This window comes from Novosphingobium chloroacetimidivorans (assembly GCF_014204535.1).
Taxonomy (GTDB): domain Bacteria; phylum Pseudomonadota; class Alphaproteobacteria; order Sphingomonadales; family Sphingomonadaceae; genus Novosphingobium; species Novosphingobium chloroacetimidivorans.
Window position 1 is genome coordinate 151,783 of sequence record NZ_JACHLR010000001.1, and the last position, 25,249, is coordinate 177,031.

General features: G+C 66.1%; 30 protein-coding genes and 2 tRNA genes. 9 read left to right on the top strand and 23 right to left on the bottom strand.

Translation table 11 applies throughout. The features are described from left to right. Window positions 1-79: 79 nt before the first annotated feature. The 5 genes from HNO88_RS00670 to efp form a co-directional block, all read right to left on the bottom strand. A tRNA-Leu gene (locus tag HNO88_RS00670) sits at window positions 80-163 on the bottom strand. A 53-nt stretch (window positions 164-216) separates the two neighbouring features. Next, window positions 217-540 carry a hypothetical protein gene (locus tag HNO88_RS00675; RefSeq protein WP_184241750.1) on the bottom strand — a complete coding sequence of 108 codons (324 nt, stop codon included), beginning with the start codon at window positions 538-540 and terminating at the stop codon, window positions 217-219. Between the two features lie 75 nt (window positions 541-615). Continuing rightward, entirely contained in the window at window positions 616-1,434 is an 819-nt protein-coding gene (locus HNO88_RS00680) for an inositol monophosphatase family protein (protein WP_184241752.1), read from the bottom strand. Between the two features lie 42 nt (window positions 1,435-1,476). Further along, complete coding sequence (locus HNO88_RS00685) at window positions 1,477-1,905, bottom strand: hypothetical protein (RefSeq protein ID WP_184241753.1); 429 nt, start codon at window positions 1,903-1,905, stop codon at window positions 1,477-1,479. After that, window positions 1,905-2,468, bottom strand: a complete 564-nt coding sequence (gene efp / locus HNO88_RS00690) for an elongation factor P (protein WP_159866806.1) — start codon at window positions 2,466-2,468, stop codon at window positions 1,905-1,907. Before efp ends, HNO88_RS00685 begins: the two co-directional genes overlap by 1 nt. Before the next feature lie 110 nt (window positions 2,469-2,578). Between efp and HNO88_RS00695 the strand changes: the two genes are divergently transcribed. From HNO88_RS00695 to HNO88_RS00710, 4 genes are all read left to right on the top strand, one after another. Then, entirely contained in the window at window positions 2,579-3,001 is a 423-nt protein-coding gene (locus HNO88_RS00695; protein ID WP_246381073.1) for a hypothetical protein, read from the top strand. A gap of 82 nt (window positions 3,002-3,083) precedes the next feature. Then, entirely contained in the window at window positions 3,084-3,305 is a 222-nt protein-coding gene (locus HNO88_RS00700) for a hypothetical protein (RefSeq protein ID WP_184241755.1), read from the top strand. Window positions 3,306-3,356: 51 nt separating this feature from the next. Then, on the top strand, window positions 3,357-3,881 hold the full coding sequence (locus tag HNO88_RS00705) for a nuclear transport factor 2 family protein (protein ID WP_184241757.1): 525 nt from the start codon (window positions 3,357-3,359) through the stop codon (window positions 3,879-3,881). 105 nt (window positions 3,882-3,986) lie between these two features. After that, window positions 3,987-5,036, top strand: coding sequence for an ABC transporter substrate-binding protein (locus tag HNO88_RS00710; protein ID WP_184241759.1), 1,050 nt, complete (start codon window positions 3,987-3,989; stop codon window positions 5,034-5,036). Between the two features lie 228 nt (window positions 5,037-5,264). Here HNO88_RS00710 and HNO88_RS00715 read toward each other — a convergent pair whose 3' ends face one another. The 3 genes from HNO88_RS00715 to HNO88_RS00725 all read right to left on the bottom strand — a co-directional run bounded on the left by HNO88_RS00715 (window position 5,265) and on the right by HNO88_RS00725 (window position 8,201). Continuing rightward, entirely contained in the window at window positions 5,265-6,068 is an 804-nt protein-coding gene (locus tag HNO88_RS00715; RefSeq protein ID WP_184241761.1) for a TauD/TfdA dioxygenase family protein, read from the bottom strand. A 108-nt stretch (window positions 6,069-6,176) separates the two neighbouring features. Beyond that, complete coding sequence (locus HNO88_RS00720; RefSeq protein WP_184241763.1) at window positions 6,177-7,205, bottom strand: glycosyltransferase family 2 protein; 1,029 nt, start codon at window positions 7,203-7,205, stop codon at window positions 6,177-6,179. Window positions 7,206-7,361: 156 nt separating this feature from the next. Next, window positions 7,362-8,201 carry an SDR family NAD(P)-dependent oxidoreductase gene (locus HNO88_RS00725; protein WP_184241765.1) on the bottom strand — a complete coding sequence of 280 codons (840 nt, stop codon included), beginning with the start codon at window positions 8,199-8,201 and terminating at the stop codon, window positions 7,362-7,364. A gap of 525 nt (window positions 8,202-8,726) precedes the next feature. On the opposite strand from HNO88_RS00725, the gene HNO88_RS00730 reads away from it, so the two are divergent. Beyond that, the gene (locus HNO88_RS00730) at window positions 8,727-9,515 is read left to right on the top strand and encodes an SDR family NAD(P)-dependent oxidoreductase (protein WP_184241766.1); all 789 of its coding nucleotides are present in this window, start codon (window positions 8,727-8,729) and stop codon (window positions 9,513-9,515) included. Between the two features lie 74 nt (window positions 9,516-9,589). Here HNO88_RS00730 and HNO88_RS00735 read toward each other — a convergent pair whose 3' ends face one another. The 3 genes from HNO88_RS00735 to HNO88_RS00745 all read right to left on the bottom strand — a co-directional run bounded on the left by HNO88_RS00735 (window position 9,590) and on the right by HNO88_RS00745 (window position 12,375). Then, the gene (locus tag HNO88_RS00735) at window positions 9,590-10,606 is read right to left on the bottom strand and encodes an acyl-CoA dehydrogenase family protein (RefSeq protein ID WP_184241768.1); all 1,017 of its coding nucleotides are present in this window, start codon (window positions 10,604-10,606) and stop codon (window positions 9,590-9,592) included. Further along, window positions 10,603-11,808: an acyl-CoA dehydrogenase family protein gene (locus tag HNO88_RS00740; protein WP_184241770.1), complete on the bottom strand. Its 1,206-nt coding sequence runs from the start codon at window positions 11,806-11,808 to the stop codon at window positions 10,603-10,605. The genes HNO88_RS00735 and HNO88_RS00740 overlap by 4 nt, the downstream gene beginning before the upstream one ends. A gap of 252 nt (window positions 11,809-12,060) precedes the next feature. After that, window positions 12,061-12,375, bottom strand: a complete 315-nt coding sequence (locus HNO88_RS00745; RefSeq protein ID WP_184241772.1) for a Rieske (2Fe-2S) protein — start codon at window positions 12,373-12,375, stop codon at window positions 12,061-12,063. Window positions 12,376-12,593: 218 nt separating this feature from the next. Here HNO88_RS00745 and HNO88_RS00750 point away from each other — a divergent pair, with 218 nt between their 5' ends. Both HNO88_RS00750 and HNO88_RS00755 read left to right on the top strand, forming a co-directional pair. Then, entirely contained in the window at window positions 12,594-13,739 is a 1,146-nt protein-coding gene (locus HNO88_RS00750) for an acyl-CoA dehydrogenase family protein (RefSeq protein ID WP_184241774.1), read from the top strand. After that, the gene (locus HNO88_RS00755) at window positions 13,739-14,656 is read left to right on the top strand and encodes an acyl-CoA dehydrogenase family protein (RefSeq protein WP_184241776.1); all 918 of its coding nucleotides are present in this window, start codon (window positions 13,739-13,741) and stop codon (window positions 14,654-14,656) included. Before HNO88_RS00750 ends, HNO88_RS00755 begins: the two co-directional genes overlap by 1 nt. A gap of 268 nt (window positions 14,657-14,924) precedes the next feature. On the opposite strand, the gene HNO88_RS00760 is transcribed toward HNO88_RS00755, so the two are convergent. From HNO88_RS00760 to HNO88_RS00815, 12 genes are all read right to left on the bottom strand, one after another. Then, window positions 14,925-15,947 (bottom strand): alpha-ketoacid dehydrogenase subunit beta, encoded by a 1,023-nt coding sequence (locus HNO88_RS00760; RefSeq protein WP_184241778.1) that lies wholly within the window; start codon window positions 15,945-15,947, stop codon window positions 14,925-14,927. Then, a complete protein-coding gene (locus HNO88_RS00765) occupies window positions 15,944-16,942 on the bottom strand; it encodes a thiamine pyrophosphate-dependent dehydrogenase E1 component subunit alpha (RefSeq protein ID WP_184241780.1) in 999 nt (332 codons plus the stop codon). Before HNO88_RS00765 ends, HNO88_RS00760 begins: the two co-directional genes overlap by 4 nt. A gap of 299 nt (window positions 16,943-17,241) precedes the next feature. After that, entirely contained in the window at window positions 17,242-17,514 is a 273-nt protein-coding gene (locus HNO88_RS00770; protein WP_184241782.1) for an HU family DNA-binding protein, read from the bottom strand. Between the two features lie 336 nt (window positions 17,515-17,850). Further along, window positions 17,851-18,222 carry a 50S ribosomal protein L19 gene (gene rplS / locus HNO88_RS00775; protein WP_184241784.1) on the bottom strand — a complete coding sequence of 124 codons (372 nt, stop codon included), beginning with the start codon at window positions 18,220-18,222 and terminating at the stop codon, window positions 17,851-17,853. Then, window positions 18,219-18,965 (bottom strand): tRNA (guanosine(37)-N1)-methyltransferase TrmD, encoded by a 747-nt coding sequence (trmD, locus tag HNO88_RS00780; protein WP_184241786.1) that lies wholly within the window; start codon window positions 18,963-18,965, stop codon window positions 18,219-18,221. Before trmD ends, rplS begins: the two co-directional genes overlap by 4 nt. Beyond that, entirely contained in the window at window positions 18,962-19,339 is a 378-nt protein-coding gene (locus HNO88_RS00785; protein WP_184241788.1) for a type II toxin-antitoxin system VapC family toxin, read from the bottom strand. The genes trmD and HNO88_RS00785 overlap by 4 nt, the downstream gene beginning before the upstream one ends. Further along, a complete protein-coding gene (locus HNO88_RS00790; protein WP_184241790.1) occupies window positions 19,336-19,605 on the bottom strand; it encodes a hypothetical protein in 270 nt (89 codons plus the stop codon). Before HNO88_RS00790 ends, HNO88_RS00785 begins: the two co-directional genes overlap by 4 nt. 30 nt (window positions 19,606-19,635) lie before the next feature. After that, entirely contained in the window at window positions 19,636-20,127 is a 492-nt protein-coding gene (gene rimM, locus HNO88_RS00795) for a ribosome maturation factor RimM (protein WP_184242365.1), read from the bottom strand. Window positions 20,128-20,136: 9 nt separating this feature from the next. Continuing rightward, complete coding sequence (gene rpsP / locus HNO88_RS00800; protein ID WP_184241792.1) at window positions 20,137-20,607, bottom strand: 30S ribosomal protein S16; 471 nt, start codon at window positions 20,605-20,607, stop codon at window positions 20,137-20,139. Window positions 20,608-20,637: 30 nt separating this feature from the next. Beyond that, a complete protein-coding gene (gene ffh / locus HNO88_RS00805; protein ID WP_184241794.1) occupies window positions 20,638-22,074 on the bottom strand; it encodes a signal recognition particle protein in 1,437 nt (478 codons plus the stop codon). A gap of 266 nt (window positions 22,075-22,340) precedes the next feature. Further along, window positions 22,341-22,416, bottom strand: a tRNA-Ala gene (locus tag HNO88_RS00810). A 142-nt stretch (window positions 22,417-22,558) separates the two neighbouring features. Beyond that, window positions 22,559-22,879: an FYDLN acid domain-containing protein gene (locus HNO88_RS00815; protein WP_184241796.1), complete on the bottom strand. Its 321-nt coding sequence runs from the start codon at window positions 22,877-22,879 to the stop codon at window positions 22,559-22,561. Window positions 22,880-23,100: 221 nt separating this feature from the next. Here HNO88_RS00815 and aroA point away from each other — a divergent pair, with 221 nt between their 5' ends. Continuing rightward, window positions 23,101-24,435, top strand: a complete 1,335-nt coding sequence (aroA, locus tag HNO88_RS00820; RefSeq protein WP_184242367.1) for a 3-phosphoshikimate 1-carboxyvinyltransferase — start codon at window positions 23,101-23,103, stop codon at window positions 24,433-24,435. Then, window positions 24,432-25,049: a (d)CMP kinase gene (locus HNO88_RS00825; protein WP_184241798.1), complete on the top strand. Its 618-nt coding sequence runs from the start codon at window positions 24,432-24,434 to the stop codon at window positions 25,047-25,049. Before aroA ends, HNO88_RS00825 begins: the two co-directional genes overlap by 4 nt. Window positions 25,050-25,249 lie beyond the last annotated feature (200 nt).

Genomic DNA, 25,249 nt, shown 5'->3' on the forward strand with positions numbered 1-25,249 from the left:
GTCATCACTGGCGCAACCGGTCCCGGATCAGGTCCGGGACGACGTGCGCCTTGGCCATCGCGCCTCGCCCTCGCCGGTGTGGTGCCCCTGGCCCGACTCGAACGGGCACGTCTTGCGACAATCGATTTTGAGTCGATCGCGTCTACCATTCCGCCACAGGGGCAAGCCTATCGCGACCCGTCGCTTAGCGGGGAGCGTGCGCGGGTTCAAGCGTGCTTAGAAGTTCCAGCCCACACGGACGTGCGCAAGCTTGGGCGTGCCCTTGCGACCGCCACCCAAGGCGCCGACCTCCACTGCGGGGCCACCCTCGACCGGGCTGTAGACCCAGTGTGGCTTGATCTTCTCGTCGCGAAAGCGCGGCGTGCGATCCGATTGGCCCAGGCGAAAGCGCCGCTGGTCCGGATGGCTGCGCAGCGTCTGCGCCAGGTCGAACCTGCTGACCGCACCCATGCGAGGGTCGGGACGGGCAAAGGCAGATTGAGCCGCGACAAGCAGCACTGCACTGCACAACAAGCTGAAGATCAGGAAGGAACGGGACATCATGCCCCTGCCGAACGACGCAAGGGCGCTGAGGTTTCAGTCCGTTCCGGAGTTTATGCCATCGAGTGAGAGAGTTCAGTCCTTCAGCGCACCGGCCAGCAGCTTGTGCAGGCGCGAATGCAGCACATCGTTGCCGGCGAGCACTTCCACGTCGCAGATGGGAGCCGAGCGACCCCGGAAATCGGACACGAAGCCGCCAGCTTCGCGCACCAGCAGGCAGCCCGCAGCGCTGTCCCAAGGCTTGAGGCCCTGCTCCCAAAACCCTTCGTAGCGTCCGGCGGCAACCCAGGCGAGATCGAGCGCGGCCGAGCCGAAGCGGCGGATACCCGCAACTTGCGGACCGATCGCGGCGTAGATCTTCATCCACTGCTGCGTGTCGCCATGCCCGGCGAAGGGAATACCCGTGGCGATCAGCGCTTCATCCAGGTGACGGCGTGCCGAAACGCGCAGACGGCGATCGTGCAACCACGCGCCGCGCGCCTTCTCGGCCCAGAATGTCTCGTCGGTGATCGGCTGATAGACGACGCCGGCAGTCACCTCACCCCAACCCGATCCGTCGAGCTTGGGCTCTTGCGCGGCGATGGACACGGCGAAATGCGGGATGCCGTGCAGGAAGTTGCTGGTGCCGTCGAGCGGATCGACTATGAAGCGCGGCTTGTCGGGATCGCCCTCGATCACCCCGCCTTCCTCCATCACGAAGCCCCAGTCGGGACGCGCCGCACGCAGTTCGTCCCAGATCGTGCGCTCGGCCGCGAGGTCCGCTTTGGACACGAAATCGGCCGGGCCCTTCCGCGAGGCCTGCAGATGCTCGACTTCGCCGAAGTCGCGACGCAAGCGCTGACCGGCCTTGCGGGCCGCCTTTTCCATGACGCGGATGAGACCGGAGAGGGCCATGTTATTCCTTATTCTATCGCCGCGGCTTGCGAGCCGCTGGCCTTATCTGCCGCTGGGGGCTGTGCTTGGTTTTGGAGCGGGGGCGCCGGGAGCGGGTGTCCCGGCAGCGGCCGCGTTGCCCGACCCGGTGTAGCCGCAGACGGCCAGGATGGCGCTGAGCACCTGGCTGGGGTTGTCGCGGCTGACCTTGTCGGTGTTTTCGGCGATCAGCTTGTCGACCGACTCGGTAATCTTGCCGAGCGAGGCGTTGTAGATGCAGCCGACCAGCGCCGACTTTGCCGGAGCGTCGACCTTGTCGGATTGCAGGCCGCTGATCAGCACCTTGAGATAGAGCACCGCATGCTGCTGCACCTCGGCCTGCTGGCCCGAAGCCGCGGCCGCCGGCTTGGCCGGAGCCTTGGCCGCAGGAGCCGCTATCGCCGGAACTGCGGTCAAAGCAGTGGCGGCAGCGATGATCGTGGGAATGCGCATTAGTCAGCCTTTCGAACGTAGGCCTTCTCGTACACGTCGACCACGATCCGCGTACCGCTCTCGATATGAGGGGGCACCATCACGCGCACGCCATTGTCGAGAACGGCCGGCTTGTAGCTCGACGAAGCGGTCTGCCCTTTGACCACGGCGTCGGCCTCGACGATGGTGGCCTCGACCTGCTCGGGCAATTGGACCGAGATGGGACGTTCCTCCCACAGTTCGAGCAGAACCTGCATGCCGTCCTGCAGGAACGCCGCGGCGTCGCCCAGAAGGTCGGCGGGGAGATTGATCTGGTCGTAGTTCTCCGTGTCCATGAACACCAGGTCCTCGCCCTCGGCATAGAGGAACTGGAAGTCCTTGGTATCGAGACGCACCTTCTCCACTGTGTCGGCGCTGCGGAAGCGGACGTTGGTCTTGCGGCCGTCGATGAGGTTCTTCATCTCAACCTGCATGAAGGCGCCGCCCTTGCCGGGCTGGGTGTGCTGGGTCTTGGCGACCTTCCAGATACCCTTCTCGTACTCGAGGATGTTGCCGGGGCGAATGTCGACGCCGCTGATCTTCATGGGATGAGCCTTACGGTGGAAAGAGCGATGCTGTTCGGTGGAGAACGGGGCCCTTAGCGCTTGCGCGCGGCTGTGGCAATTCCCTCGCGCGGGTGCTAGCGATAGCAGCCATGCGACGCGCCCTTCCCGCTGCCCGCCGTTCCGCGGCCTTTGTTTCCGTACTGTGCGTGGCGGCGCTCGGGATAACCCTGGCTTCGCCTGTGCTGGCCGCCAGGAAGGTGCCGCCCGTCCCAGGGGGCCTCATCGGCACACTCGATCCGGGTAAGTATTCGTGCGAGCTTCCTGGCGATGCCAGCGGTCCCACGCGCATACAGGCCACCGAGTTCGACTTCACGGTCGTGCGCGGATCGAGCTACCGGGCCGCCGGCAGACGCGGCAGCTATCTGCTCACCGGCGATGTCGTGCAGATGACCGGCGGCAAGCTGAAGGGGCTGAAATTGCATCGCGTGTCCGACGGCTTCCTGCGCCGCATCGAACCGAACGGCCAGGATGGCGAACTGCGCTGCATCCTGGGCACGCCCGGCAACAGCTGAGCCGCCCGGAGGCGATGATCGCTCCGGCGGATTGCAGCACGGGCAATTGGTCCTAAGCTTCCGGGCAGGAGATGCGCTCGCGATGCAGTTGGGATCGAATGGCAAAGCTGCGGTGATCACCGGGGCGACGGCGAACATCGGCCTCGTCAACGAAGATGGCCTTACGCGTCGCCAACGCCCGACGTTCGTGAGCAAGCCAATCGCCGCCTCCAAGGAGCCGTCCGGGCGGCTGCCGGGCGCCTCGCCGCGAGCAAGCTTCATCGCCGGGCAGATCGACCCCTTCGACGACGCGGCGCTGCTTTAGATCCGCCATGAGCGGGCATGTTACGGGGGAGTAGAGACGATGAGCACGGGAATGGATGCAAGCGCTCTGCAGACGCTGCTCGACAAGGATGCTATCCGCGAACTCGTGCTGCTCTATTCGCGCGCGGTCGACCGGCAGGACGTGGCGCTGTTGCGCGACCTCTACACGGCGGACGCGACCGACACGCACGGCGACAGCTTCGATGGGCCGGCCGACGCTTATTGCAACTTCATCGAGAAGTCGCTGCCCTACATGCCCTACAGCGGGCATCACGTATGCAACCACCTCGTCAGCGTGGACGGGGATAGCGGCAACGGGGAAGTCTACGCGCTTGCCTATCACGTGATCCCCGGAAGCGACGGCACCCGCCAGGAGGACTTCATGGCGGTGCGATACATCGACAACTATCGACGGTGCGAAGACGGTCGCTGGCGCTTTGCCAAGCGTGTGGTCACGTACGATCTCAAGATCCGGCGGCCCTTCGAAGGCGCGGGATTGTTGGGGCTGGGGTCGGCGGATCCAAGCTATGCGGAGCTTGATCAGCCTTTGTTCGCGCGGGGGGAGCGCTCGGCTTAACATATATTGATGTAGTGCCCGAAGGTCTGTGCAGCTTTCGCGGCAGTCGATCATTTCCAAGCCCGGCGGCAGCGATGATGCGGGTGGCCTGCCCTGGAGATCCGAATGCCGTCAGCGGTTCGCGTGGGTGTGGTCAACGACATGGCGGATCTCGGTCCCGGGCCGGGCGACCTGACCGATTGGCTCGAACGCGAGGTCGAGCGCTTGCATGCGAGCGGCCGCATAGCTGCATCGGTCGAGTTCGTGCACGCTTATGGCCTCGGGCTGCCATCCGGCACGGCCGAAGCGATCGAAACGGCGTTCCAGGAACTGGTCGAGCAGGACGTGGTGCTGATCGTCGGCCCGGCGATCGGCGACAACGCGCTGGTCGCCGCCCCCTTGGCCGAGCGCGCGCGGGTGCCGACCATCAACTGGGCCGGGGCCGAGCGCGCGCGCAGCCGCTACATGTTCCAGCTGCAGGTCGGCAGCCACGAGGACGAATCGCTAGTGATTGCGCGGCACTTGGCCGAAAGTGGAGCGCGACGGTTAGCGGTCGTCTACGACAGCTCGCCGATCGGCACGCGGCACCTGAAATACCTGGAGGACGAAGCGGCCATCCTCGATCTCGAGCTGGTAGCACGCGTAGAGATCTCGCCGTTGGCGAACACCGCCGACGATCAGGTCGCACGCGCGCTGGGGGGCGAGCCCGATACCTTCGTCTACCTTGGCCTCGGAGTTTCGGCACCGCCGGTCGCCTCGGCGCTTACCCGGGCGGGTTGGACGGGAACCCGGATCATGAACACCGCCGGGCTGCGTGGCTATCATGGCGACTTCGCGCAAGTGTGCGACGGGTGGACCTATGTCGACATGCACTCCGACGCCAACAGGACCTTGCAGGCGCTGCTGAAGGAGCAGGCATTGCCGCCGCACCAGGCGCTTGCCGCTGCCCGGGGCCACGACCTCGGCCGCCTCGTCGCGGAAGGGATCGCCCGCGCGCGAGACTTCAGCCGGGAGGGCCTGCGTGTCGGCCTCGAACAGGTAAAATGGTTGCCCGCGGCGGAGGGTGAAGAAGGAACCTTGCTGGGATTCGGCATCCAGGATCGTGGCGCCCTGCACGGCCGCTATCTGGTCCTGCGGCAATGGCTTGGCGGCAAGAGCGTGGAGGTTGCCCGCTAAAGTGCAATCGGTTGGCTGGACGTCGGCCTTTGTCGGCCGAACCGAACCTTCACCGGTCCGTACGAGCGATCTCCCAAGACGGCGCAGCGAGGTTTGCGTCCTCGACTTCGCTCCACATGGACTGGAGGGATCGCTTCGCTCGGGATGCTTAGACGCGCAGCTCGAAGCTTGCCCTGCTGGCCCATCGTCGGGACGGTCACACGCTCGCAGGCGCCTTCCACCATGCGATCACCCGAGGTGCGGTGCAGCACCTTTCGTACCAACGATGACTCGCTGCAGAATCCGAGTGCCCACCTGCGCCAGGTTGCCGCGCATGTGCTGGAGCGCGATGTTGTCCCAAATGATCAGGTCGCCATTACGCCAGCGATGCTCGAACTGGTGCCTGGGCTCGTAAAGCACGTCGAAAACCTCGTGCAGGACCGATCGCCCGCCGGCCACGCCGGCAGCGCACAATCGTGCCGTCTGGAGTTCGCTCACCCACAGGCATGCACGGCCGTTATGCGGGTTGGTGACAACGGTCGGGCGCAGGCTGCGTTTCAGTGCTTCGGTGTTGTCGCGGTCGCAGGCGCGGCCCGACAGTTGCGAGTAGTGCGGTGAAACCATCTCCTGCTCGCCCGCGCGAAGGCTGTCCTGCAAGCGTGATGGAAGCCGCAGCCAGCCTTGCTCGGCGCTGACGAAAAGCGTCGAGGATGCCTTGTCCACCACGTCGATAGCGTGGAGCGAAAGCGCGTCGAACGGGTGCTCGGTGTAGGCGGCGTCGGCATGCCAGGCGAGTTCCACGGCGCTCGGCCCACCGGCCAGGTTCGATAGCGTCCCGGTCTCCCCTTCCCGCTCGAGGATCGGCCCGAGAAGTCTGCAGAGCTCGCGTTGCCGCCCCATCGAGAGGACCTGCCCACGCGCCAGGATCAAGCCGTGTTCGCGGAAGAGCTCGACAAGGTGCCCCGCTTCGCAAGCATCGAGCGGCTGCGACAAGTCGCGCTCGATCTCAACACCGAACGGCTGCAGCAGCCGGTGAGGCAGGGTCGCGGCCATCGCTCTCTCCCGTGTTTATTCGGAGAGGCTAAACAGCGGCGAAGGGCGCGGCAATCGAATCCGGAAGGCATCGGCACGACGATGGGGCAGCCTCCCGTGCCGCGTGCGTCAAGCTCTTGCCGGGACCTCCGCGCTTTTGCGCCGATAAAGCCGATTGTGCCGCACGCGCGAAGCGAGCCCATGTCGCAGCTCGCGCGCGAAGCGGCACCATAGGGCTGGCTCGCGCAGGACGCGGGTGATCAGCTCGGCCTTGCCGCAGTGCGCGGTTTCGCGGCGGAAGGCGGAGTACCGCATCGCCATCCCGGTGGAGCGCCGCCGTTGCAGCAGCAGCCTGCGCTCGACCGGAGCCAGGGCGCTGTCCCGCTCCAGCAACTCGTCCACCGCATCGATAACCGACTGCCGATCAGCCACCGTGCGCGAATGGGGCGAGTTGCGCCGCGAGATCGATCCCAATGGCTCTGTGTAGAGATACATCGCCCGATCCAGCAACCCGAGGCGAGCACCGCAGCGCAGCAGGTCGTAGTAGAACAGGAAGTCCTCGCAGTATCGATACCGCGCCGAGTAGGTCAGCCCTGTGCTGCGCAAAAACGCCGTGCGCATGACGAGCTTGAGCAGCGAGATCGGTCGGTCCTCGCGCCACAACGCCTCCGCCATGCCGACACGATAGGTCGTGGTGCGCAGATACTCCGCCAGCGAGATCCGATGGACGCCGCTGGCGCGCACGTAGCCACCTTCCCCCACTTCCATCCCGGCCACGTCGTCGAACAGCACGATATCGTCGCCGATCGCATCGAGATCGTGCTGCGTGGCCAGCGTGCACAATGTGGCGAGCCGCTCGGGACGAAAGGCATCGTCGGCATCGAGCAGCGCGGTCCAGGTTCCGGTTGCCGCCGCCAACCCGGCATTGCGCGCGGCGGAGGGGCCGCCGTTTCGCTCCAGCTCCAGCAGCCGGATACGGCCGTCCGCCGCGGCAAGCCGGCGCACGACGGCACGGGTTTCATCCTGCGAGGCATCGTCGACCACGACGATCTCGAAGCTCTGCAACGTTTGCGCCTGCACCGAGTGGATCGCGCGCGCCACGCAATGCGCCGCATTGTACGCCGGGATCACCACCGAGACGGTCGGAGGCGCGCTCATGCCCGACGCCCGGCCCCAGCCGCGCCCTTATGCGAAAGCGACCGTCTTGTCCGCAATGCCCACGCCTCCACCAAGCCGGTTGCCTGCCGCCCTGATACAGACGTCCGACCGCAGCGGGGGCGCAGATGCTTCGGAAACGGTGGTGTCCGGGCGACGCTACATCGAGGGCGCGTAGCCGCCGTTCAGCGGATAAGTCTGCCCCGTGATCCACTCGGATGCCTGCGAGCACAGGAACGTGACCAGCGCCGCCACATCGGCCGACTTGCCATAGCGCCGGATCGTGTATCGCGACAGCTGCGCCTTGGCGTGATCGCTGGCCATGACTTCGGCCAACTTCTCCTCGGGCATGTCCGGCATCAGCGAGGATAGCGAAATCGCGTTGCAGGTGACGTTGTAGCGCCCGAGCTCCTTGGCGATCGAGCGCACGAAGCCTTGCGCGCCTGCCTTGGCCGAGGCGTAGACCGCCAGCTTCGGCTCGCCAGTGCGCCCCGAATCCGAGACGATGGTGACGATGCGCCCGCGACGTGCCTCGACCATATTGGGGATGAATGCGTAACAGCAGTTGTACACGCCGTAGAGATTGGTGCGCAGGTACCGCTCCCAGTTGGAAGGATCCTCCTCCCAGAAGTTCAGCGACGGCCGCAGCGATCCGCCAGGTCCCGCCATGCCGGCATTGTTGACCAGGATCGTGGCCGGCCCGAGCTTTGCCTTGATCGCGGCGTCGGCCGCCTTGATCGCGTCAAGATCGCCGACGTCGAAGGGCACGGCGATCGCGGGCACGCCCATCGCCTCGATTTCGGCGGCAACGGCTTCCGCGCGCTCGGCCACGAAGTCGTTCACCGCCACGCCGCCCGCATTGTGCCGCGCCAGTTCCAGCGCCGTCGCCCGCCCGGCGTTCTGGCCGGCCCCGGTGACGAGTGCCACCTGGCCACCCAGGTCGAGAAGGTCACCGCTGCTCCGTTGGCCACCCGTCGAGGCCTGCTCCGCTCCGCTCATGTCTTGCTCTCCCATTATGGCTGTGCTGTTTAGATAGTGGATACTGTCTAATCAGAACGGGTCCTGCTAGCCGTCAGGCGAACAAGAGGACACCCGCAATGAGCGCCCGCAGCGATCCGCCTGCCATCCAGCCACTGCCCGTCTATCTGTATAACCTTGAAGAGGCTGTCGCAGGCTTTGCCAACACCTGGCGGTCGGACTCGCCCGAATATCGTGGCGACGTTTACCGGCATATCCGAGCACCAACGGCCACGTCGCCAGGATCAGTCCAGACGGCAAATTCCGCGCGGTGCTCGCGCTGGAAGATCCAGGCACGTCATGTCGGCTGGACATCGCCGGCTGCACTGGTGGCACGATCGACGGCGGGAGGTACGGCTGCGACTGCTGTCCACATCCAGGTCGAGGCGCCTCCTGTTTGCCGAACGGGCCCCCCCTTTATGCCGACGTGTCGGTGGTGTCGCCTGAGCAGCGTGCGGAGGAGCTTCGCCGGCGCGTGCAGAGGCGCGAATTTCGAAGGAGATGCTGATGCTGGAAGGTTTCGATCTGAGCGGGCGCGTGGCCCTGGTCACCGGGGGTGGAACCGGGATCGGCAAGGCGATCGCCACGTTGCTGGCCCAGCGCGGCGCGGACATCGCGATCGCTTCAAGACGAGCGGACCGGCTCGAAGCCGCGGCACACGAGATGGCCGCGGCGACAGCGCGCAGAGTGCTCGCCTTCCCGGTCGACGTGACCGATGCAGAGGCCGCTCGCAAGATGGTGGACGCCGTGGTCGGGGCCTTCGGCCGGCTCGATATCCTGATCAACAACGCCGGCAAGTCGAGCTATGGCGGCTACTCCAGCCTGCCGCCGGCCACGTGGGACAAGGACGTGGCGCTGAACCTCAACGCGGCCTTCTACTGTTCGCAAGCGGCGATCCCGCACCTCAAGGCGAGCGGCCATGGTGCGATCGTCAACATTTCCTCGCAGGCCGGCATCACCGGCACGGCGGGGTGCGGCGCCTATTCGGCCGCGAAGGCGGGCTTGCAGATGTTCACGCGCGTGGCTGCGATGGAGTGGGGCGGCGCGAACGTGCGGGTCAACGCCGTCGCTCCAGGCATGACCGCCACCGAACTCGCGCAAGCCAGCTGGGCCAAGACCGGCTTCGACGCGCTGGGTGCGGCGGCAACCGCCTTCGCCCTCAAGCGACCGGGCACGGCAGAGGAAGTGGCGCAAGCCGTGGTGTTCCTCGCCAGCGATGCGGCCAGCTATATCACCGGGGAGACGCTCGCCGTCAGCGGCGGCCCCGGACAGAAGGGCATGATCGACGTCGAATGAACCTTGTCCGATCACGGCAGGACGGCTTGCGCGGCCAGCCCCCTGCCCGCGCGCGCGCTGGCGGAAAGGATCGGCTAGGCCGCCAGTGCCGAGCGGCCCACGCGCTCGTTCCACCAGTCCGGAGAGCCGCATAGCTGCAGGTTCAGCATCGCACGCTTCATGAACAAGTGCACCTGGTGCTCCTCGGTCAGCCCGATGCCGCCGTGGAATTGGATCGCCTCTTCCGTGACCCATTGATAAGCCTCGGCGGCGTAAGTCTTGACCCCGCCCATCTGCGCCGGGGTCACCGCTGCAGGCTCGGCCGCAGCGCGGCTCCAGAGCAGCGCCTCGGCCGGTACGATGCGGATATTGCAGTCGGCCGCGCGGTGCTTCAGCGCCTGGAACATCGCGATCGGACGGTCGAACTGCTTGCGCATCTTCATGTACTCGACGCTCATGTCGAGCGCGGCGTTGGCGCCTCCCAGGCAATCGGCCGCGACGGCAAGGTGCGCCTCGGGCGAGATGGCGTCGTGGATCGCGCGCGATCCCACAGTGTCCGCCAGCACCAGCGACGGATCGGGCCGGAAACCATCGAGCATGAGGTCGAACACGCGCCGGCTTTTGTCCCAGATCGGGCGTTCGACCAGGCTCACACCAGGCGCGTCGGCCGGCACCAGGGTGTAGCCCCCCGGAAGGTAGGCGATCACCGCCGCGGCCATATCCCCCTCAAACACGCCGGACACGGTGCCGGAGATCGCACCGTCCGCTGCCGTCTCCAGCTTGGTCGGCAGCATGTGCAGCGGCACGTACTCGCCCCCGGAGATCCGCTCCAGCCAATCCTCGCGGTCCGCGAGCCCCTCGGCTTCGAGGATCGCGTGCAGGCCCAGCTGAGCGGGAATCAAGGGGGCGGACGAAAGCACCCGGCCCATCTCGAAGTGGATGGTCGTCGACGCTTCGCGGCCGAGCCCGAGGCCACCCAGTTCCTCCGGAAGGCGGATCATCAGCCATCCCATCTCGGCCGCGAGCGCCCAGGCGGCGTCACGGTCGGGGATCAGCTTGTCGGCCGGGAACGCCTTGGTGGCGGCGTCCTGCAATTCACTAAGTTCAATCACAGCTTCCACCCCTTGGGCTCGCGCGGCATGTCGAGCATGCGCTCGGCGATGATGTTGCGCTGCACTTCCTCGCTGCCGCCGGCGATCGTCCAGGCGTAGGAGTTCATGAAGTCGGCCATCCAGTTGCCGGTGTTGAGATCGCCGAAGGTGATCGGCTTGACGTATTGCTCGGCCATGCCGCCCAGCCGCACACCCAGCAGCGAGTAGGCTCGCAATGCCCGGCTGTAGCTGTTCTTGACGATCGAGGCGTCGCCGGCCTGCTCGACTCCTTTGATGCGGTTGTCGAGGAAGCGGTCGGCAATGGCGCAGGTGGCGTCCACCTGCGTGACCAGCGACCCGAAGTCGCGCAGCACGCCGGCGTCGTTCTCCAGCCCATTGTCGCGGATCAGCTCGATCACGCGTGAGAGCGCGCCGCGCATGCGGTAGGCCAGTTCCATCAGCGTCAGGCCGCGCTCGGACGAGAGCGTCGCCTGGGCATAGGCCCAACCATTGCCTTCCTCACCCACGCGCTGCTCGACCGGGATCACCACATTGTCGAGGAAGATCTCGGCGAACTCTTCGTCGCCCTGGATCTGGTGGATCGGGCTGACGGTGACGCCGGGCGTCTTCATGTCCATCAGCAGGTAGGTGATGCCGGCCTGCTTGGCGCCCTCGCTGGAGGTGCGCACCAGCAGCAGGCACATGTCGGCAAACTGCGCCATCGTCGACCAGACCTTCTGGCCGTTGACGACGTAGACCTCCTTGCCGTCGCGGGTCTCGCGCACCGCCTTGCATTTGAGCGCGGCCAGGTCCGAGCCGGCGCCTGGCTCGGAAAAGCCCTGGCACCAGGTCTCGCCCTCCAGGATGCGGGGCATGTACTTCGCCTTCTGCTCGGGCGAGGCGCATTCGTGCAGGGTGGCGAAGGCGTGGTAGGTCGACACGAACGAAAGCAGCAGCCGAGGCGCGTCGACGCGGGCCAGTTCCTCGTAGATGACCTTCTGCTCGGCCAGGGTGCGGCCGCCGCCCGGGTACTCGGCGGGCCAGTGCGGGATGGCGTAGCCGCCTTCGACCAGCTTGGCGAACCAGTCGCGCTGGGTGCGCACGAAGTCTTCCTGGGTCTGGCTCGCCTCGCGCCAGTTGCGCGGAGCGTTCGCTTCCATCCAGGCGCGGACTTGCGCGCGCAAGGCTTCGAGATGGCCGTCTGGCGAGGCTGGGTCAGTCATGCGCGGCTTCTTGCACAGCCGCTGAACACTCGTCCAGACCTGCGCGGGTGCAGTTGCATCGCACGGGCGTGAAGTTGGGCTGGTCTGCGAGAATTCAAGCCTTCCCAGCTACCGCCAACCCGCCCCCTTACCGCCAACCCACCCGTCATCCCCGCGAAGGCAGGGATCCCGCTTGTTCTTCAGGCTGGCGTGCCACGGAAGGAAGCGGGGCCCCCGCCTACGCGGGGGCGACGGAGCGTAGTCAAAGCCCGCTCAAACCGCCACCTCGATGGTATCACCGACCACCCGCACCTCGAAGGTGTCGATCGGCATCGAGGCGGGCGGGTTCATCGGCATGCCCGTCTCCAGATCGAAGCGCGCACCATGGACCGGGCAGGAAATCCAGCCGTTGCGCATGCGCCCGCAATCCAGCGCCTCATAGGCGTGGCTGCACAAGTTGCGGACCGCGAACATCCGATCGGCGGTGTTGCACAGCAATATCTGGTTGCCGCCCGCTTCGACCACCTTCTTGGTGCCGGCCGGCACGTCGTCGAGCTTGGCAACGGCAACGAATGTCTTCTCGGTCATCGTCTGTTCTTGTCTCTCTTCTACCCTGCTCATGGCGCAATCGTCCGGTCTAGACCAGTGCTCCCGGCTCCGCGTGCCTGCGCGACGCACGCGCGATGCCTTCTCAGGCAAGCCTCGACGCCGGCATTGCGGCCCCCTGGGCGCTTGTCCAGCAGGGTTAGTCTGGCTAACGCATCGGGTGAGCTGTTCAACACAGCTGTTCACTAGCGGGGACGGAAATGAACTTCGAATGGTCCGAGGAGCAGGATGCCTTCCGGCAGACCTTGCGCGATTTCCTCGCCGCCAACCTGCCCGACGACTGGGAGAAGTTCTCCGAGCATGGCCCCGCCTCGCCGGCGCTGACGGCCTTCGCGCGCGATTTCTGCAAGAAGCTTGCCGACGTGGGCCTGCTGTTCCCGCACTGGCCGGTGGAGATGGGCGGTGAAGGGCTTGGCCCCTGGGAGCAGCAGATCCTGGCCGAAGAAATGTGGATCGCCGGCGAACCGCGCGGCGGCCAGTACATGAACGTCAACTGGATCGGTCCGACGCTGGTCAAGTACGGTACGCAGGAACAGCAGGCCCGCTACCTCCAGCCGATCACCGAAGGCAAGTCGCTGTGGTGCCAGGGCTTCTCCGAGCCTGACGCCGGATCGGACCTTGCCTCGCTGCGCACCCGCGCGACACTGACGGACGGCAACTACGTCATCAATGGTCAGAAGATCTGGACGTCCTACGCCGGACTTGCCGACACCTGCTTCCTGCTCACCCGCACCAGCGACGATCGCAAGAAGGGCATCACCATCCTGCTGGTGCCGATGGACACGCCGGGCATCACCGTCAGGCAGATCCCCTCGCTGATCGGCGAGGGCGACATCCACGAGGTGTTCTTCGACGACGTCACCGTGCCCGAAGGCGCGCGCTTCGGTGATGAGGGCCAGGCCTGGGAGATCATCGCTTATTCGCTGCGCAACGAGCGTCTGGGCATCCCGCGCTTCACGCTGGCCCGCGCCGCGCTCGACAGGGCGGTTGCGATGCTGAAGGACGCCGGGGACTTCGCGCGTGAGTACGTCCGGATCGAGGCCGCCCGTTGCGCCACGCTGTGCGAGGCGGCGGCGACCGCGAACTACGCCATCGTCCAGAAGCGCGTGGATGGGCTCGGCGTCGGGCCGGAGTCGAGCTCGGCCCGGTTCGCGACCGTGATGTGCGAGCGGGCCGTGTGCGAGTTCGTGGTCGAATTCGTGCCCGAGGCCCTGGCCGGCGCCTCGCCATACCTCAAGATGCACCACCAGCGCGGGATTGTCGCCGGCATCGCTTCGGGCGCGGCCGAGATCCAGCTCAACATCATTGCGAGCGACGTGCTCGAATTGCCCAGGGAGCCGCGCTGATGCAACTGTCGCTCAGCGAAGACCAGAGCCAGATCCTCGGGTTTCTGGACGGTCTGACCAAGCCTTACGCCTCGGTGCCGATGCACGACCACTCGCTGGCGCTGACCAGCGGCGAGTTGGACGCGGCACTGGTCGAGAACGGCTTCCTCGACGTCATGGCCGAGGAGGAACTTGGACCCGCGACCGCGGCGCTGGTGGTCGAGAAGCTCGCCCGCCTGCCCTTCGCGGTGGAGGCGGCCGCTTCGGCGCTTGTGCGCCGTTTGATCGATCCCGAACTGCCCCGCCCCTTGTGTCTGGTGGAGGAAGGCCAGCTTCGCAAGCCGGTGCGCTTCCTTGCAGATGGTGCGACGGTGGTGGTCGTTGGCCCCTCGGGCGTGCGCAGCTTCACGGTCAGCGCGGACCTGATCGGCGCGCCGCAAGAGGATACGCTCTACGCCTATCCCGTCGCTTTCCTTACGGGACTGCCCGACACCCTGACCACGCATGACGTCGATCCTGCCGAGATCACCCGCGCATGGCGCGTCGCGCTCGCCGCAGAGGCTGCCGGCCTGCTCGGCGCAGCGCTGCAGAGCGTGGTCACCTATGTCTCGGAGCGCAAGCAGTTCGGTCGACACCTGGCCACGTTCCAGGCGATACGGCACCGCTTGGCCGAGGATCAGGTGGTCACCAACGGCGTCTACTGGCTGGCCATCCGAGCCGCCGCGAGCGGAAGCCAGGCCGATGCGGCGATGGCAGCGCTCCACGCGCAGGAAGCTGCCAAGCGGGTGACCTACGACTATCACCAGTTTCTGGGCGGCATGGGGATGACGCTCGAGCACCCGCTGCACTTGTGGACGTATCGCCTCAAGCTGCTGACGGCGGAGCTTGGTGGACGTGGCGCCAATGCACTCGCGGCGGCGGATGCGCTTTGGGGGTAAGCTGGGAGGAGGGCTAGCCCTTGGGTGCGTTGCAGCCGACTCCAAAGGTCAGTTCAGCAACAACCCTTCATCGTCATTCCCGCGAAGTCGGGAATCCATCTCCAGATGGTCCCTTTGACGCGATCTCACGAGAAGGATTCCCCCGTTCGCGGCGATGACGGAGTGAGTCAGGTGCTGACGTCTCCCCCCCGCAGCCGCACGTCGCTGGGCCGGACAAAGCAAAGGGGAACCGCTTTCGCGGCCCCCCTGCTCTTACCAGCCTAGGACCTCAGCCCATCGCCACCAGGCGCTGCGCCTCGGCGACGATCTCGGGCGGCTGCACCAGGAACGCGTCTTCCAGCTTCTTGGCGAACGGCACCGAGCAGTACGGTGCGCCGAGGCGACCAACGGGAGCCTTGAGCTTGCCGAACAGGCGCTCCTGAACGGTCGCGGCGATCTCCGCGCCCGGGCCGAAGTTGCGGCCGGCCTCGTGGACCACCAGCAGACGCCCGGTCTTCTCGGTCGAGGCCAGGACGGCTTCCTTGTCCCACGGCGAAATCGTGCGCAAGTCGACGACTTCGACGGAGACGCCAGCCTTGCCGAGTTCCTCGACGGCCTGCATCACCGTGAACATCATCTGCCCGTAGGAGACGATGGTCAGGTCGGTACCGGGCATGACCACGTTGGCCTTGCCGATCGGGATCGGCCCCTGGTTCACCGGCGTATCCATCGGCACGAAGAGGGTCTTGCCGCTCTCGACGATGATCACCGGATCGGGGTCCTGGATCGCGGAGAGGTAGAGGCCCTTGAAGTCCGCCGGAGTCCAGGGGATCACCACCTTGATGCCGGCGGTGTGGCAGAACCATGCCTCGTAGAAGTCGGCATGCTGGCCGGCGGTCTGGTTGCCTGCGCCGGTCAGGGTGCGGATCACCAGCGGCACCTGGCTCTGGCCGCCCGACATGAAGCGCAGTTTCGCGGCGTGGTTCACGATCATGTCCATGGCCACGGTCGTGAAGTTCATCAGCATGATCTCGGCCACCGGCTTGTAGCCGGCCATCGCCGCACCGATCGCCGCACCCATGATCGCCTGCTCGGCAATCGGGGTGGAGCGCACGCGCAAATCGCCGAACTTGGTCGACAGCCCACGGGTCACGCCGACGACGCCGCCACCCTCGCGGTCGGCGATGTCCTCGCCGAGCACCAGGACCTTGGGATCGGCTTCCATCGCCTCCATCAGCGCGGCGTTGATCGCCTGCAGGCCGTTCATCTTCACCGTTTCCACGGCGGGTGCTTCCAGAGTGTCGGTGCTCATGCCGGAATCTCCTCGGCGAAGACGTCGCGACGCAGTTCGTCGTCGGACGGGTACTCACAGGCCATCGCGAACTCGATGGCGTCGGCGACCTCGGCCTCGGCCTCGGCGGTCAGGGCATCGAGCTGCTCCGCGGTAGCGATGCCATCGTCGATCAGCTTCTGGCGGTAGCGCGGCAGCGGATCGACCGCGATGGCGGCCTCCTTCTCTTCCTTGGTCATGTAGCCGTCGGCGTCGCCGAAGACATGGCCCATGAAGCGAAAGGTCTTGCACTCCAGCAGAGTCGGGCCCTCGCCGGCGCGCGCGCGCTCGATCGCGGCATGGGCATGGGCGTAGACGTCGAGCGGGTCGTTGCCGTCGACGGTGTAGCCCGGCATGCCATAACCGATCGCGCGCTTCGAGATCTGGTCGACCGACGTCGCGTTCTCATACCGGGTGTGCTCGGCGAAGCCGTTATTCTGGCACACGAAGATGACCGGCAGCTTCCACACGGAGGCGAGGTTCAGCGCCTCGTGGAACGCACCGATGTTGCTGGCGCCGTCGCCGAAATAGGCGACCGTCACCTGCTTGGTGCCGTCCAGCAGCGCCGCCCAACCAAAGCCGTTGGCGATCGGCATCGACGAACCGACGATACCCGTGGTCACCATCACGCCCGTTTCGGGATGGGTGAGGTGCATCGGGCCGCCCTTGCCCTTGCAGGTGCCGTCCACGCGCCCGCAGATCTCGGCCCAGAGGGGGCGCAGCGGCATGTTCTTTGCGACCATGTCGTGGATGCCGCGATAGATCGTGCAGATCTTGTCGTCATCGTTCAACAAGGTCGAGATGGCGGAGGGGATGCACTCCTGCCCGCGTGCCGAGTAGTACGGCGCGGTGATCCGGCCGCGGCGGATCTGGGTCCGCGTGGCATCGTCGTTGCGCTCGATCCGGATCATGCGCCGGTAGATGTCGAGCTGCGTGGCGGCATCGGGCGATGCCCTGTTGGTCAGCGTCTGGCTCATGGTCCCTCTCGATGGCCTCCGTCACTTGATCGGTGGTGAACAGATGTGTTCATTAGCCTTAGCGGATGATGCAGCAAGGGCAAGCACAGCCGCCGCCAAGCCATCGCCGGTGCGGTTGTCGGCAATCGCGAGCAGCACGAGACGATAATGCGGTCCGTGGTCACGCGCCGCGGCAGGATCGGCGTGAAGCTGCTCTGACCCTTGCAAACGAGAACGCCGCACCTGCCCGAGGCAGATGCGGCGCGCTGTCCTGATCGAGGCGCGAGCGAGTGCCCGCACCTGCGCTCACGTGAAGGTGATCAGTTGACCGAGTCCTTCAGGCCCTTGCCGGCCTTGAACTTGGGCTGGCTGGAAGCCTTGATCTCCATCGCTTCGCCGGTGCGCGGGTTGCGACCGGTCGACGCCTTGCGCTTGGCGACCGAGAACGTGCCGAAACCGACCAGGCGCACTTCGTCGCCCTTCTTGAGCGCGTCCGAGATCGCGTCGAAGACGCCTTCGACGGCCTTGACCGCGTCGTTGCGCGACAGGCCGCTGCTGGTGGCGACAGCGCTGATGAGATCGTTCTTGTTCATAGTGGGAACCCCCTAGCCTTTCAGTGGAAACCGCTCGTGGTGGTGAGAAACGTGGATTCGTCTTGCGAATGGGTCGGGAATTGAGCGTCTTTCCGGACCGGTGTCAAAGGCAAATGGCTCGCCGTTATAGCGGTTTGGCGCGTTTTGCCGGACCGTTTCGCAATAGACGACGATTGTGCATTGCAGCGACAGGCCATCGCGACACGGGAACGCCCCGCGCCGACCTGGCAACATCGCTGGATATTGGAACCTGGACTGCGACTCAATCGAAAGGGGCCGGCACGCGAGTACCCGCCCCTTCCCTTGTCAGTCCAAACACGCCGACTTGAGGGTGCCTCAGGCTTCCTCGTTCCGAACGTCGCGACGCTCGGCGATGCGAGCGCGCTTGCCGGTGCGGCCGCGCAGGTAGTACAGCTTGGCACGACGCACCACGCCCTTGCGGACGACGGTGATCGCATCGATGTTCGGCGAGTAGAGCGGGAAAACGCGCTCCACGCCTTCGCCGAAGCTCATCTTGCGGACGGTGAAGTTCGAACCCATGCCGCGGTTCGAACGCGCGATGCACACGCCTTCGAAGTTCTGGACACGAGTACGGGTGCCTTCGACGACCTTCACGCCGACCTTGACGGTGTCGCCAGGACGGAATGTCGGGATTTCCTTGGCGGCCTTGGCAATTTCCTCGGCCTCGATCTGCTGAATCAGGTTCACTTGCCTGGTCCTTCGTCTGTTCGCTGCGCGCCAGAGGCAGACTGGACCCGAACGCCGGTGTGACGCTCCCAAAGATCCGGCCTGCGTGACCGTGTGTCGATCTCGGCCTGTTGCTTTCGCCAGGCCGCGATCTTCGCATGATCCCCCGATCGCAGCACTTGCGGGATCGTGCGCCCCTCCCATTCGACCGGTCGGGTGTAATGCGGGTATTCGAGCAAGCCGTCCTCGAACGACTCCTCGGCCCCGCTGGAAGGCGCGCCCATTACGCCGGGAAGCAGCCGAATGCAAGCATCCAGCACCATCAGCGCCGCCGGTTCGCCGCCCGACAGGATGATGTCGCCGACCGAGATCTCCTCGACCTGGCGGCCAGCGAAGATGCGCTCGTCGAAGCCCTCGAAGCGGCCGCACAGCACGGTGACGCCAGGGCCTAGCGCCAGTTCGCGAACGCGCGCTTGCGTGATCGGTGCCCCCCGCGGCGTCATCGCGATGACCGGCGCATCAGGACTGAGCAAACGTGCATGATCGATCGCAGCGGCCAAGACATCGGCCTTGAGCACCATGCCGGAGCCGCCACCGGCCGGCGTATCGTCCACGGTGCGATGCTTGTCGGTCGCGAACTCGCGGATATGCACCGGCGTACACGACCACTTTCCCTCGGCCAATGCCTTGCCCGCCAGCGACACGCCGAGCGGCCCCGGAAACATCTCGGGATAGAGGGTGAGGACAGTGGCGGCAAAGGTCATGCTGTCCAATTCTCGACTGCCAACCCGGGAACGTCCGCAAAGTCGGCTTCGTTGTTGGTCACAACGGTAGCGCCGATGCTGAGAGCATGCGCCGCCAGGAGCCTGTCGAAACGAGCCCTCTTGAAGGGCAGGCGTGCATACTCTCGCGCGGCAGCTTCATCGAATGGAACGAGCGGTATCTGCTGCACGAATGCCTCTAAGACCTCATCCGGCGGCGGTTTGCCGCCGTACGTGCCGTAAGCCACCTCCGCATAGCTGATGGCCGAGATCGCCAATTCGCCCGCGTCGCACTCGGCCATGCGCCCGACAAGACGGTCATTGCCGACGTCCATGGCATAGACGGCAGAGTTCGCATCGATGAGGTAGCGGATCACTCCAGGTCTGCTGCCTCGTGCGCTGCAATGGTGCTTGGCCGCCCCTCGAAGTCCTCGCGCGGTGCGAGCCTGATCCCGGGAGCCTTCCCGGCGAATCCGCTGACGTCGATTTTGGGCTTCGGCTTATCCTTGGCTTTCAGATGTAGATCGCCATCTACCCATTCGGCCGACCACTCACGATCAGGCTCGACACCGAGGCCCGCCGGGATGCGGATCGCGACAGAATTTCCCGACTTGAAGCTTTTCGCCGTGAATTCCTGACCCATGAACGCCTCCGTATATACGCCTGGTATATACTAGTCGGCGTATGCAGCGTCAATTACGAGCCCGGTGAGATCGCTCCATTCCAATACCGCTTGCGCATTCATCGGCACCATGAAACGCTTGCCATCGGGGCGCTCGATCTCAAGCACATCGCCCGCGCCGTAGTTCTCGACCGCTACGCATGTGCCTAAGGCATCACCCGAGGAGGATACAGCCGGCAGCCCGATCAGGTCGGCGTGGTAGTATTCGCCCTCGTCCAGCGCCGCCATAGCCGAGCGTGGCACGGTAAGCGCCGTGCCACGCAGCTTCTCGGCCGCGGTGCGGTCAGCCACTTCGGCGAAGCGGGCGATGGCACCGCCTTTGCCGTCGTCCTTGACCTTGGAGAGTGTCAGCGCGCCGCCGTTGAAGGCGCGGTAGCGCTTGAGCGCATCCACGCCTTCTCCGAACAGCTTGAGACGCACCTCGCCCGTCACGCCGTGCGCGCCGGAGACGGCAGCGAGGGTGACGGGACGGTCAGGCGGCAGAGCCAAGGATCAACCCTCGGCCGGGGTCTCGGCACTCTCGACCTGCGGCTCTTCGGTGCCGGGGTTCTCGGCGCCTTCAGCCGGAGCTTCAGCGGACGGAGCCTGCGCGGCAGCGGCGGCGGCAGCCTTGGCTTCCTCGGCTTCGGCGAGCTTGGCCGCCTTGTCCTCGGCGCGCTCCTTGGCCTTCTTGCCGGGCTCGGCCTTGTTCGGGTTGGTCGTGGCCGCACGCTCCTTGATGCCGGCCTTGTCGAGCAGGCGGGCGACGCGGTCGGTCGGCTGCGCGCCGACGCCAAGCCAGTAGCGCACACGGTCCTCGACCAGGGTCACGCGCTTCTCGTCGTCCTTGGCGAGCACCGGGTTGTAGGTACCCAGCTGCTCCAGGTACTTACCATCGCGAGGCGAGCGCGAGTTCGTGACGACGATGCGGTAATAGGGACGCTTCTTGGCGCCACCGCGCGAGAGACGGATTGCTACGGACATTGCTTCAACCTTCCTTCTGGATTCTAATGCTTACTTCTTGAATTTGCTCATGTCGGGCAGGCTGCCGACGCCGCCGCCCATTCCGCCCAAGGCGTTGCCGAGGCCCGGCATGGCGCCTTCGAGTCCACCCTTGCCGAACATCGCGGCCAAGCCCTTGAGCCCGCCCATCTTCTTGATCTGCTTCATCGCCTTGCCCATTTCCTGGTGCATCTTGAGCAGCTTGTTCACGTCCTGGACTTGCGTGCCAGAGCCCTTGGCGACGCGGATCTTGCGCTTGGCATTGAGCAGCGCCGGGTTGACCCGTTCCTTGACCGTCATCGAGCCGATGATCGCGTCCATGCGCAGCAGCACGCGCTCGTCCATGCCCGAGGCCGCCATTGCCGCCTTGGCCTTCTTCATGCCCGGCATCATGCCGGCGAGCGCGCCCAGGCCGCCCATCGACTGCATCTGCTTCAGCTGCATGCGCAGGTCGTTCATGTCGAACTTACCCTGCTCCATGCGCTTGGCGAGCGCCTCGGCGTCCTCCAGCTTGACCGTCTCGGCCGCTTTCTCGACCAGGCTGACGATGTCGCCCATGCCCAGGATGCGGTTGGCGACGCGCGCCGGCTGGAACACCTCGATGGCGTCGAGCTTCTCGCCGGTGCCGGCGAACTTGATCGGCTTGCCGGTGACCGCGCGCATCGACAACGCCGCACCGCCGCGCGCATCGCCGTCCATGCGGGTGAGCACGACGCCAGTGAGATCGACCTGTCCTGCGAACGATTGCGCGACGTTGACCGCGTCCTGACCGGTCAGCGAGTCGACCACCAGCAGCACTTCGCGCGGGGTCGAGATGGCGGAAACCGCCTTCATCTCGTCCATCAGCTGCTGGTCGACGTGGAGGCGGCCGGCAGTATCGAGCAGCAGCACGTCGACCGCCTGCAGCTTGGCCGACTGCAGCGCACGGGTGGCGATCTCGGTTGGCTGCTGGCCGGCGATGATCGGCAGGGTGGCGACGCCGACCTGTTCGCCGAGCACCTTCAGCTGCTCCTGCGCCGCCGGACGGTTGACGTCGAGCGAGGCCATCATCGCCTTCTTGCCGTGCTTCTCCTTGAGCAGCTTGGCGATCTTGGCGGTGCTGGTAGTCTTGCCCGAGCCTTGGAGGCCGACCATCATGATGACGATCGGCGGGGTCGCGTTGAGGTCGAGCTCGGGCGTGGTATCACCGCCCAGCGTCTCGATCAGCGCATCGTTGACGATCTTGATGACCTGCTGGCCCGGCGTGACCGAGCGCAGCACGTCCTGGCCGACGGCCTTCTCGGTGACCTGATCGACGAAGCGGCGCACCACGGGCAGCGCGACATCCGCCTCGAGCAGCGCGATGCGCACCTCGCGCATGGCATCGCGAACGTCCTGCTCCTTGAGCGCACCGCGCCCGCGCAGCTTGTCGAACACACCACCGAGGCGATCCGAAAGACTGTCGAACATGTCTGTCCACTCCAGTTGCCGTGAGCCGAAACCCAGCAAAACGCCAAAAACGCCGGCGGACGAAACCTCGTCAGCCAGCGTCTAAATAGTCACCCCTCCACAGCCCGAAAGAGCCGCAAAGGTATGGTGAGATTTGGTTCAGGCCGGAGCGAGAATGGTGGCGTCCGAGAACCGGAGCGGAGCGACCTTCATGGTCGTGAGCACCGGAAGCGCAGGAGGCTACCGTTCGCAGCCCGGCATGGACCAAATATCGCCATACCGAAGAATGGTGGAGCCGAGGGGGATCGAACCCCTGACCTCTACAATGCCATTGTAGCGCTCTCCCAGCTGAGCTACGGCCCCGTTCCATTCGCCTGGACCAGCCCTGGGAGGCCGATCCGCCCCGAGTGCCAGCCTCGGGAGGCCGCCCCTCTAAGGGCGCCTCCAAAGGTTGGCAAGGGGAAAAATCAGGGGTGGTCAACTTCCGCGGACACCCCCGAGATCCTCACGTGTCGTGCTCGTCCTCACTCTCGGCGCCGCCGATGCCGAGATCGTCGTCGCCGCCCAGGTCGACGTCGTTGTCCGGCGAATCGCCATCCTCGTCGATGTCGAGATCCTCGTCGGCCAGATCGGAATCCGCCTCCTCGACGACTTCCTTCTTCTGGATCTCCTCGAACTGCACCGGCTGCTTGGACTTGAGCACGGGCTCAGGATTCCACTGGTTGCCGCATTCGATGCAGGTGACCGGATCGTCCTTGCCAAGGTCGTAGAACCGCGTGCCGCACTTCGGGCAGCCGTGCTTGGCGCCCCATTCCGGGTTGACCATGAATATTCCTCGTCTGGCGCGTGCCTGAACGACCCACGCTGAAAATCTTGACCTTGATGGGTTGGCCCCGCTGCGAAATCAAGCAGCGCTGACCGCATCAGGGCGCGCGCCTTGCCATAGCCGGTGCCCCCTGTCAAAAGCCCGCGCGCTTACCCGGCCTCCCAGACCCGCCAAGACCTGCCATGAAAGAGCGACACGTGACCGCCCATTCCGCCGATGCCATGCGCCCGCGCCGCTTCCTGCCGAACGGCCCCTTGCGCGGGCGTGTGCGGGTGCCGGGCGACAAGTCGATCAGCCACCGGGCGATCATGCTGACCTCGCTGGCGGTGGGCGAGAGCCGCATCAGCGGCCTGCTCGAAGGCGAGGACGTGCTGGCGACGGCTGCCGCGATGAGGGCGATGGGCGCGCAGGTCGAGCGCACCGGAAGCGGCGAGTGGCTGGTCCATGGCGTCGGCGTGGGCGCGCTGCTGCAACCCGGGCAGGCGCTCGACATGGGCAATTCCGGCACATCGACGCGGCTGCTGATGGGCCTGATCGCCAGCCACCCGATCCAGGCGACTTTCGTAGGCGACGGCAGCCTGTCCAGGCGGCCGATGGGCCGGGTGATCGAACCGCTCTCGCTCATGGGTGCGGACGTGACCGCGACCGTGGGCGGTCGCCTGCCGCTGATCCTGCGGGGCGCCTCGCCTGCCGTGCCGATCCGCTACCGCCTGCCGGTCGCCTCGGCGCAAGTAAAGAGCGCGGTGCTGCTCGCAGGCCTCAACACGCCGGGCGAGACCACCGTGGTCGAGCCGGTGCCGACCCGCGACCACTCCGAGCGGATGCTGCGCGGCTTCGGCGCCGAGCTGAACGTCGAGCTTGAACCGGACGGCACCCGCGTCATCACCGTACGCGGCGAGGCCGAACTTCGCCCCCAGGTCATCGAAGTGCCCGGCGATCCTTCGTCGGCCGCGTTCTTCGTCGTCGCCGCGCTGCTCGTGGAGGGCTCCGACCTGACGATCGAGAACGTCGGCCTCAATCCCACCCGCGCCGCGCTCTTCGATGTGCTGCGCCAGATGGGCGGCAGCATCGAGGAAGTCGCGCGCCGCGACGTCGGCGGCGAGCCGGTCGCCGATCTGCGCGTGCGCCACTCGCCCTTGCGCGGCATCGAAGTCGACCCAGGCGTGGCACCCAGCATGATCGACGAGTTCCCGATCCTGTTCGTCGCCGCCGCGATGGCCGAGGGCCGCACCACGACCAGCGGCCTCGACGAATTGCGTGTGAAGGAATCCGATCGCCTGGCGGTGATGGCCACCGCGCTGGCCGCTTCGGGCGCCCGCGTCGAGGAGCGCGAGGACGGACTGGTGATCGACGGAACCGGTGGCGAGCGCCTGCGTGGCGGGGCGAACCATCCCATAACCACCCACCTCGACCATCGCATCGCCATGAGCATGGCCGTTGCCGGCCTCGTCAGCCGGAGCGGCATCGAGATCGACGACACTCGCCCGATCGCGACCAGTTTCCCGACATTCGAGGCCCTGCTCGACGGCGCCGCCGCCGAAGGGACCTCCGCATGATCATCGCCGTCGACGGACCGACCGCCTCGGGCAAGGGCACGATCGCCAAGGCCCTGTCGGCGCACTTCGGCCTGCCGCATCTCGACACCGGCCTGCTCTACCGCGCCGTGGGCCGCCAATGCTTCCTGGACGGCGGCAACCCCGACGATGGTGGCGACGCGCTAGCCGCGACCAGCTTTCCAGACACGTTGCTGAGCGACCCCGAGCTGCGCTCGGAAGCGAGCGGCGGATTGGCGAGCCGCGTCTCGATCCATCCGGCGGTGCGGCAGGCCCTGTTCGAGCGCCAGCGCAGCTTCGCCTTGCAACCCGCGGGCGCCGTGCTCGACGGGCGTGACATCGGCACCGTCATCGCACCCGACGCCGACGTGAAGCTGTTCGTCACCGCCAGCGTCGCGGCGCGCGCGCGCCGGCGGTTCCTCGAAATGCAGGGGCAAGGACGCGAGGTGTCGCTGGACGAGATCGCCGCCGACCTGGCCGCGCGCGATGCAAGGGACACGCAGCGCAAGGATGCGCCGCTGGTAGCGGCAGCCGATGCGCGGGTGCTGGATACCTCGGAGCTCGGCAGGGAAGAGGCCATAGCGGCCGCGATCAGTCTGGCGTCGACCCGGGCTTGACCCGGGTCCGGTTTCGCGAGTGACGAACCTCGCGATGCTGTGCCTCAAGGATAGTTCGCGAGCTGACGCAACCGGACCCGGGCCTGACCCGGGTCGAAGCTGACCGGCCACGCCTCCTGCCCCCGCCCTCCCCCATTCTCCTTGCTTTTGGCACCCCACAGGCATAAGGGCCGCCGGTCTAGCAGGGCGACAAACCTTGC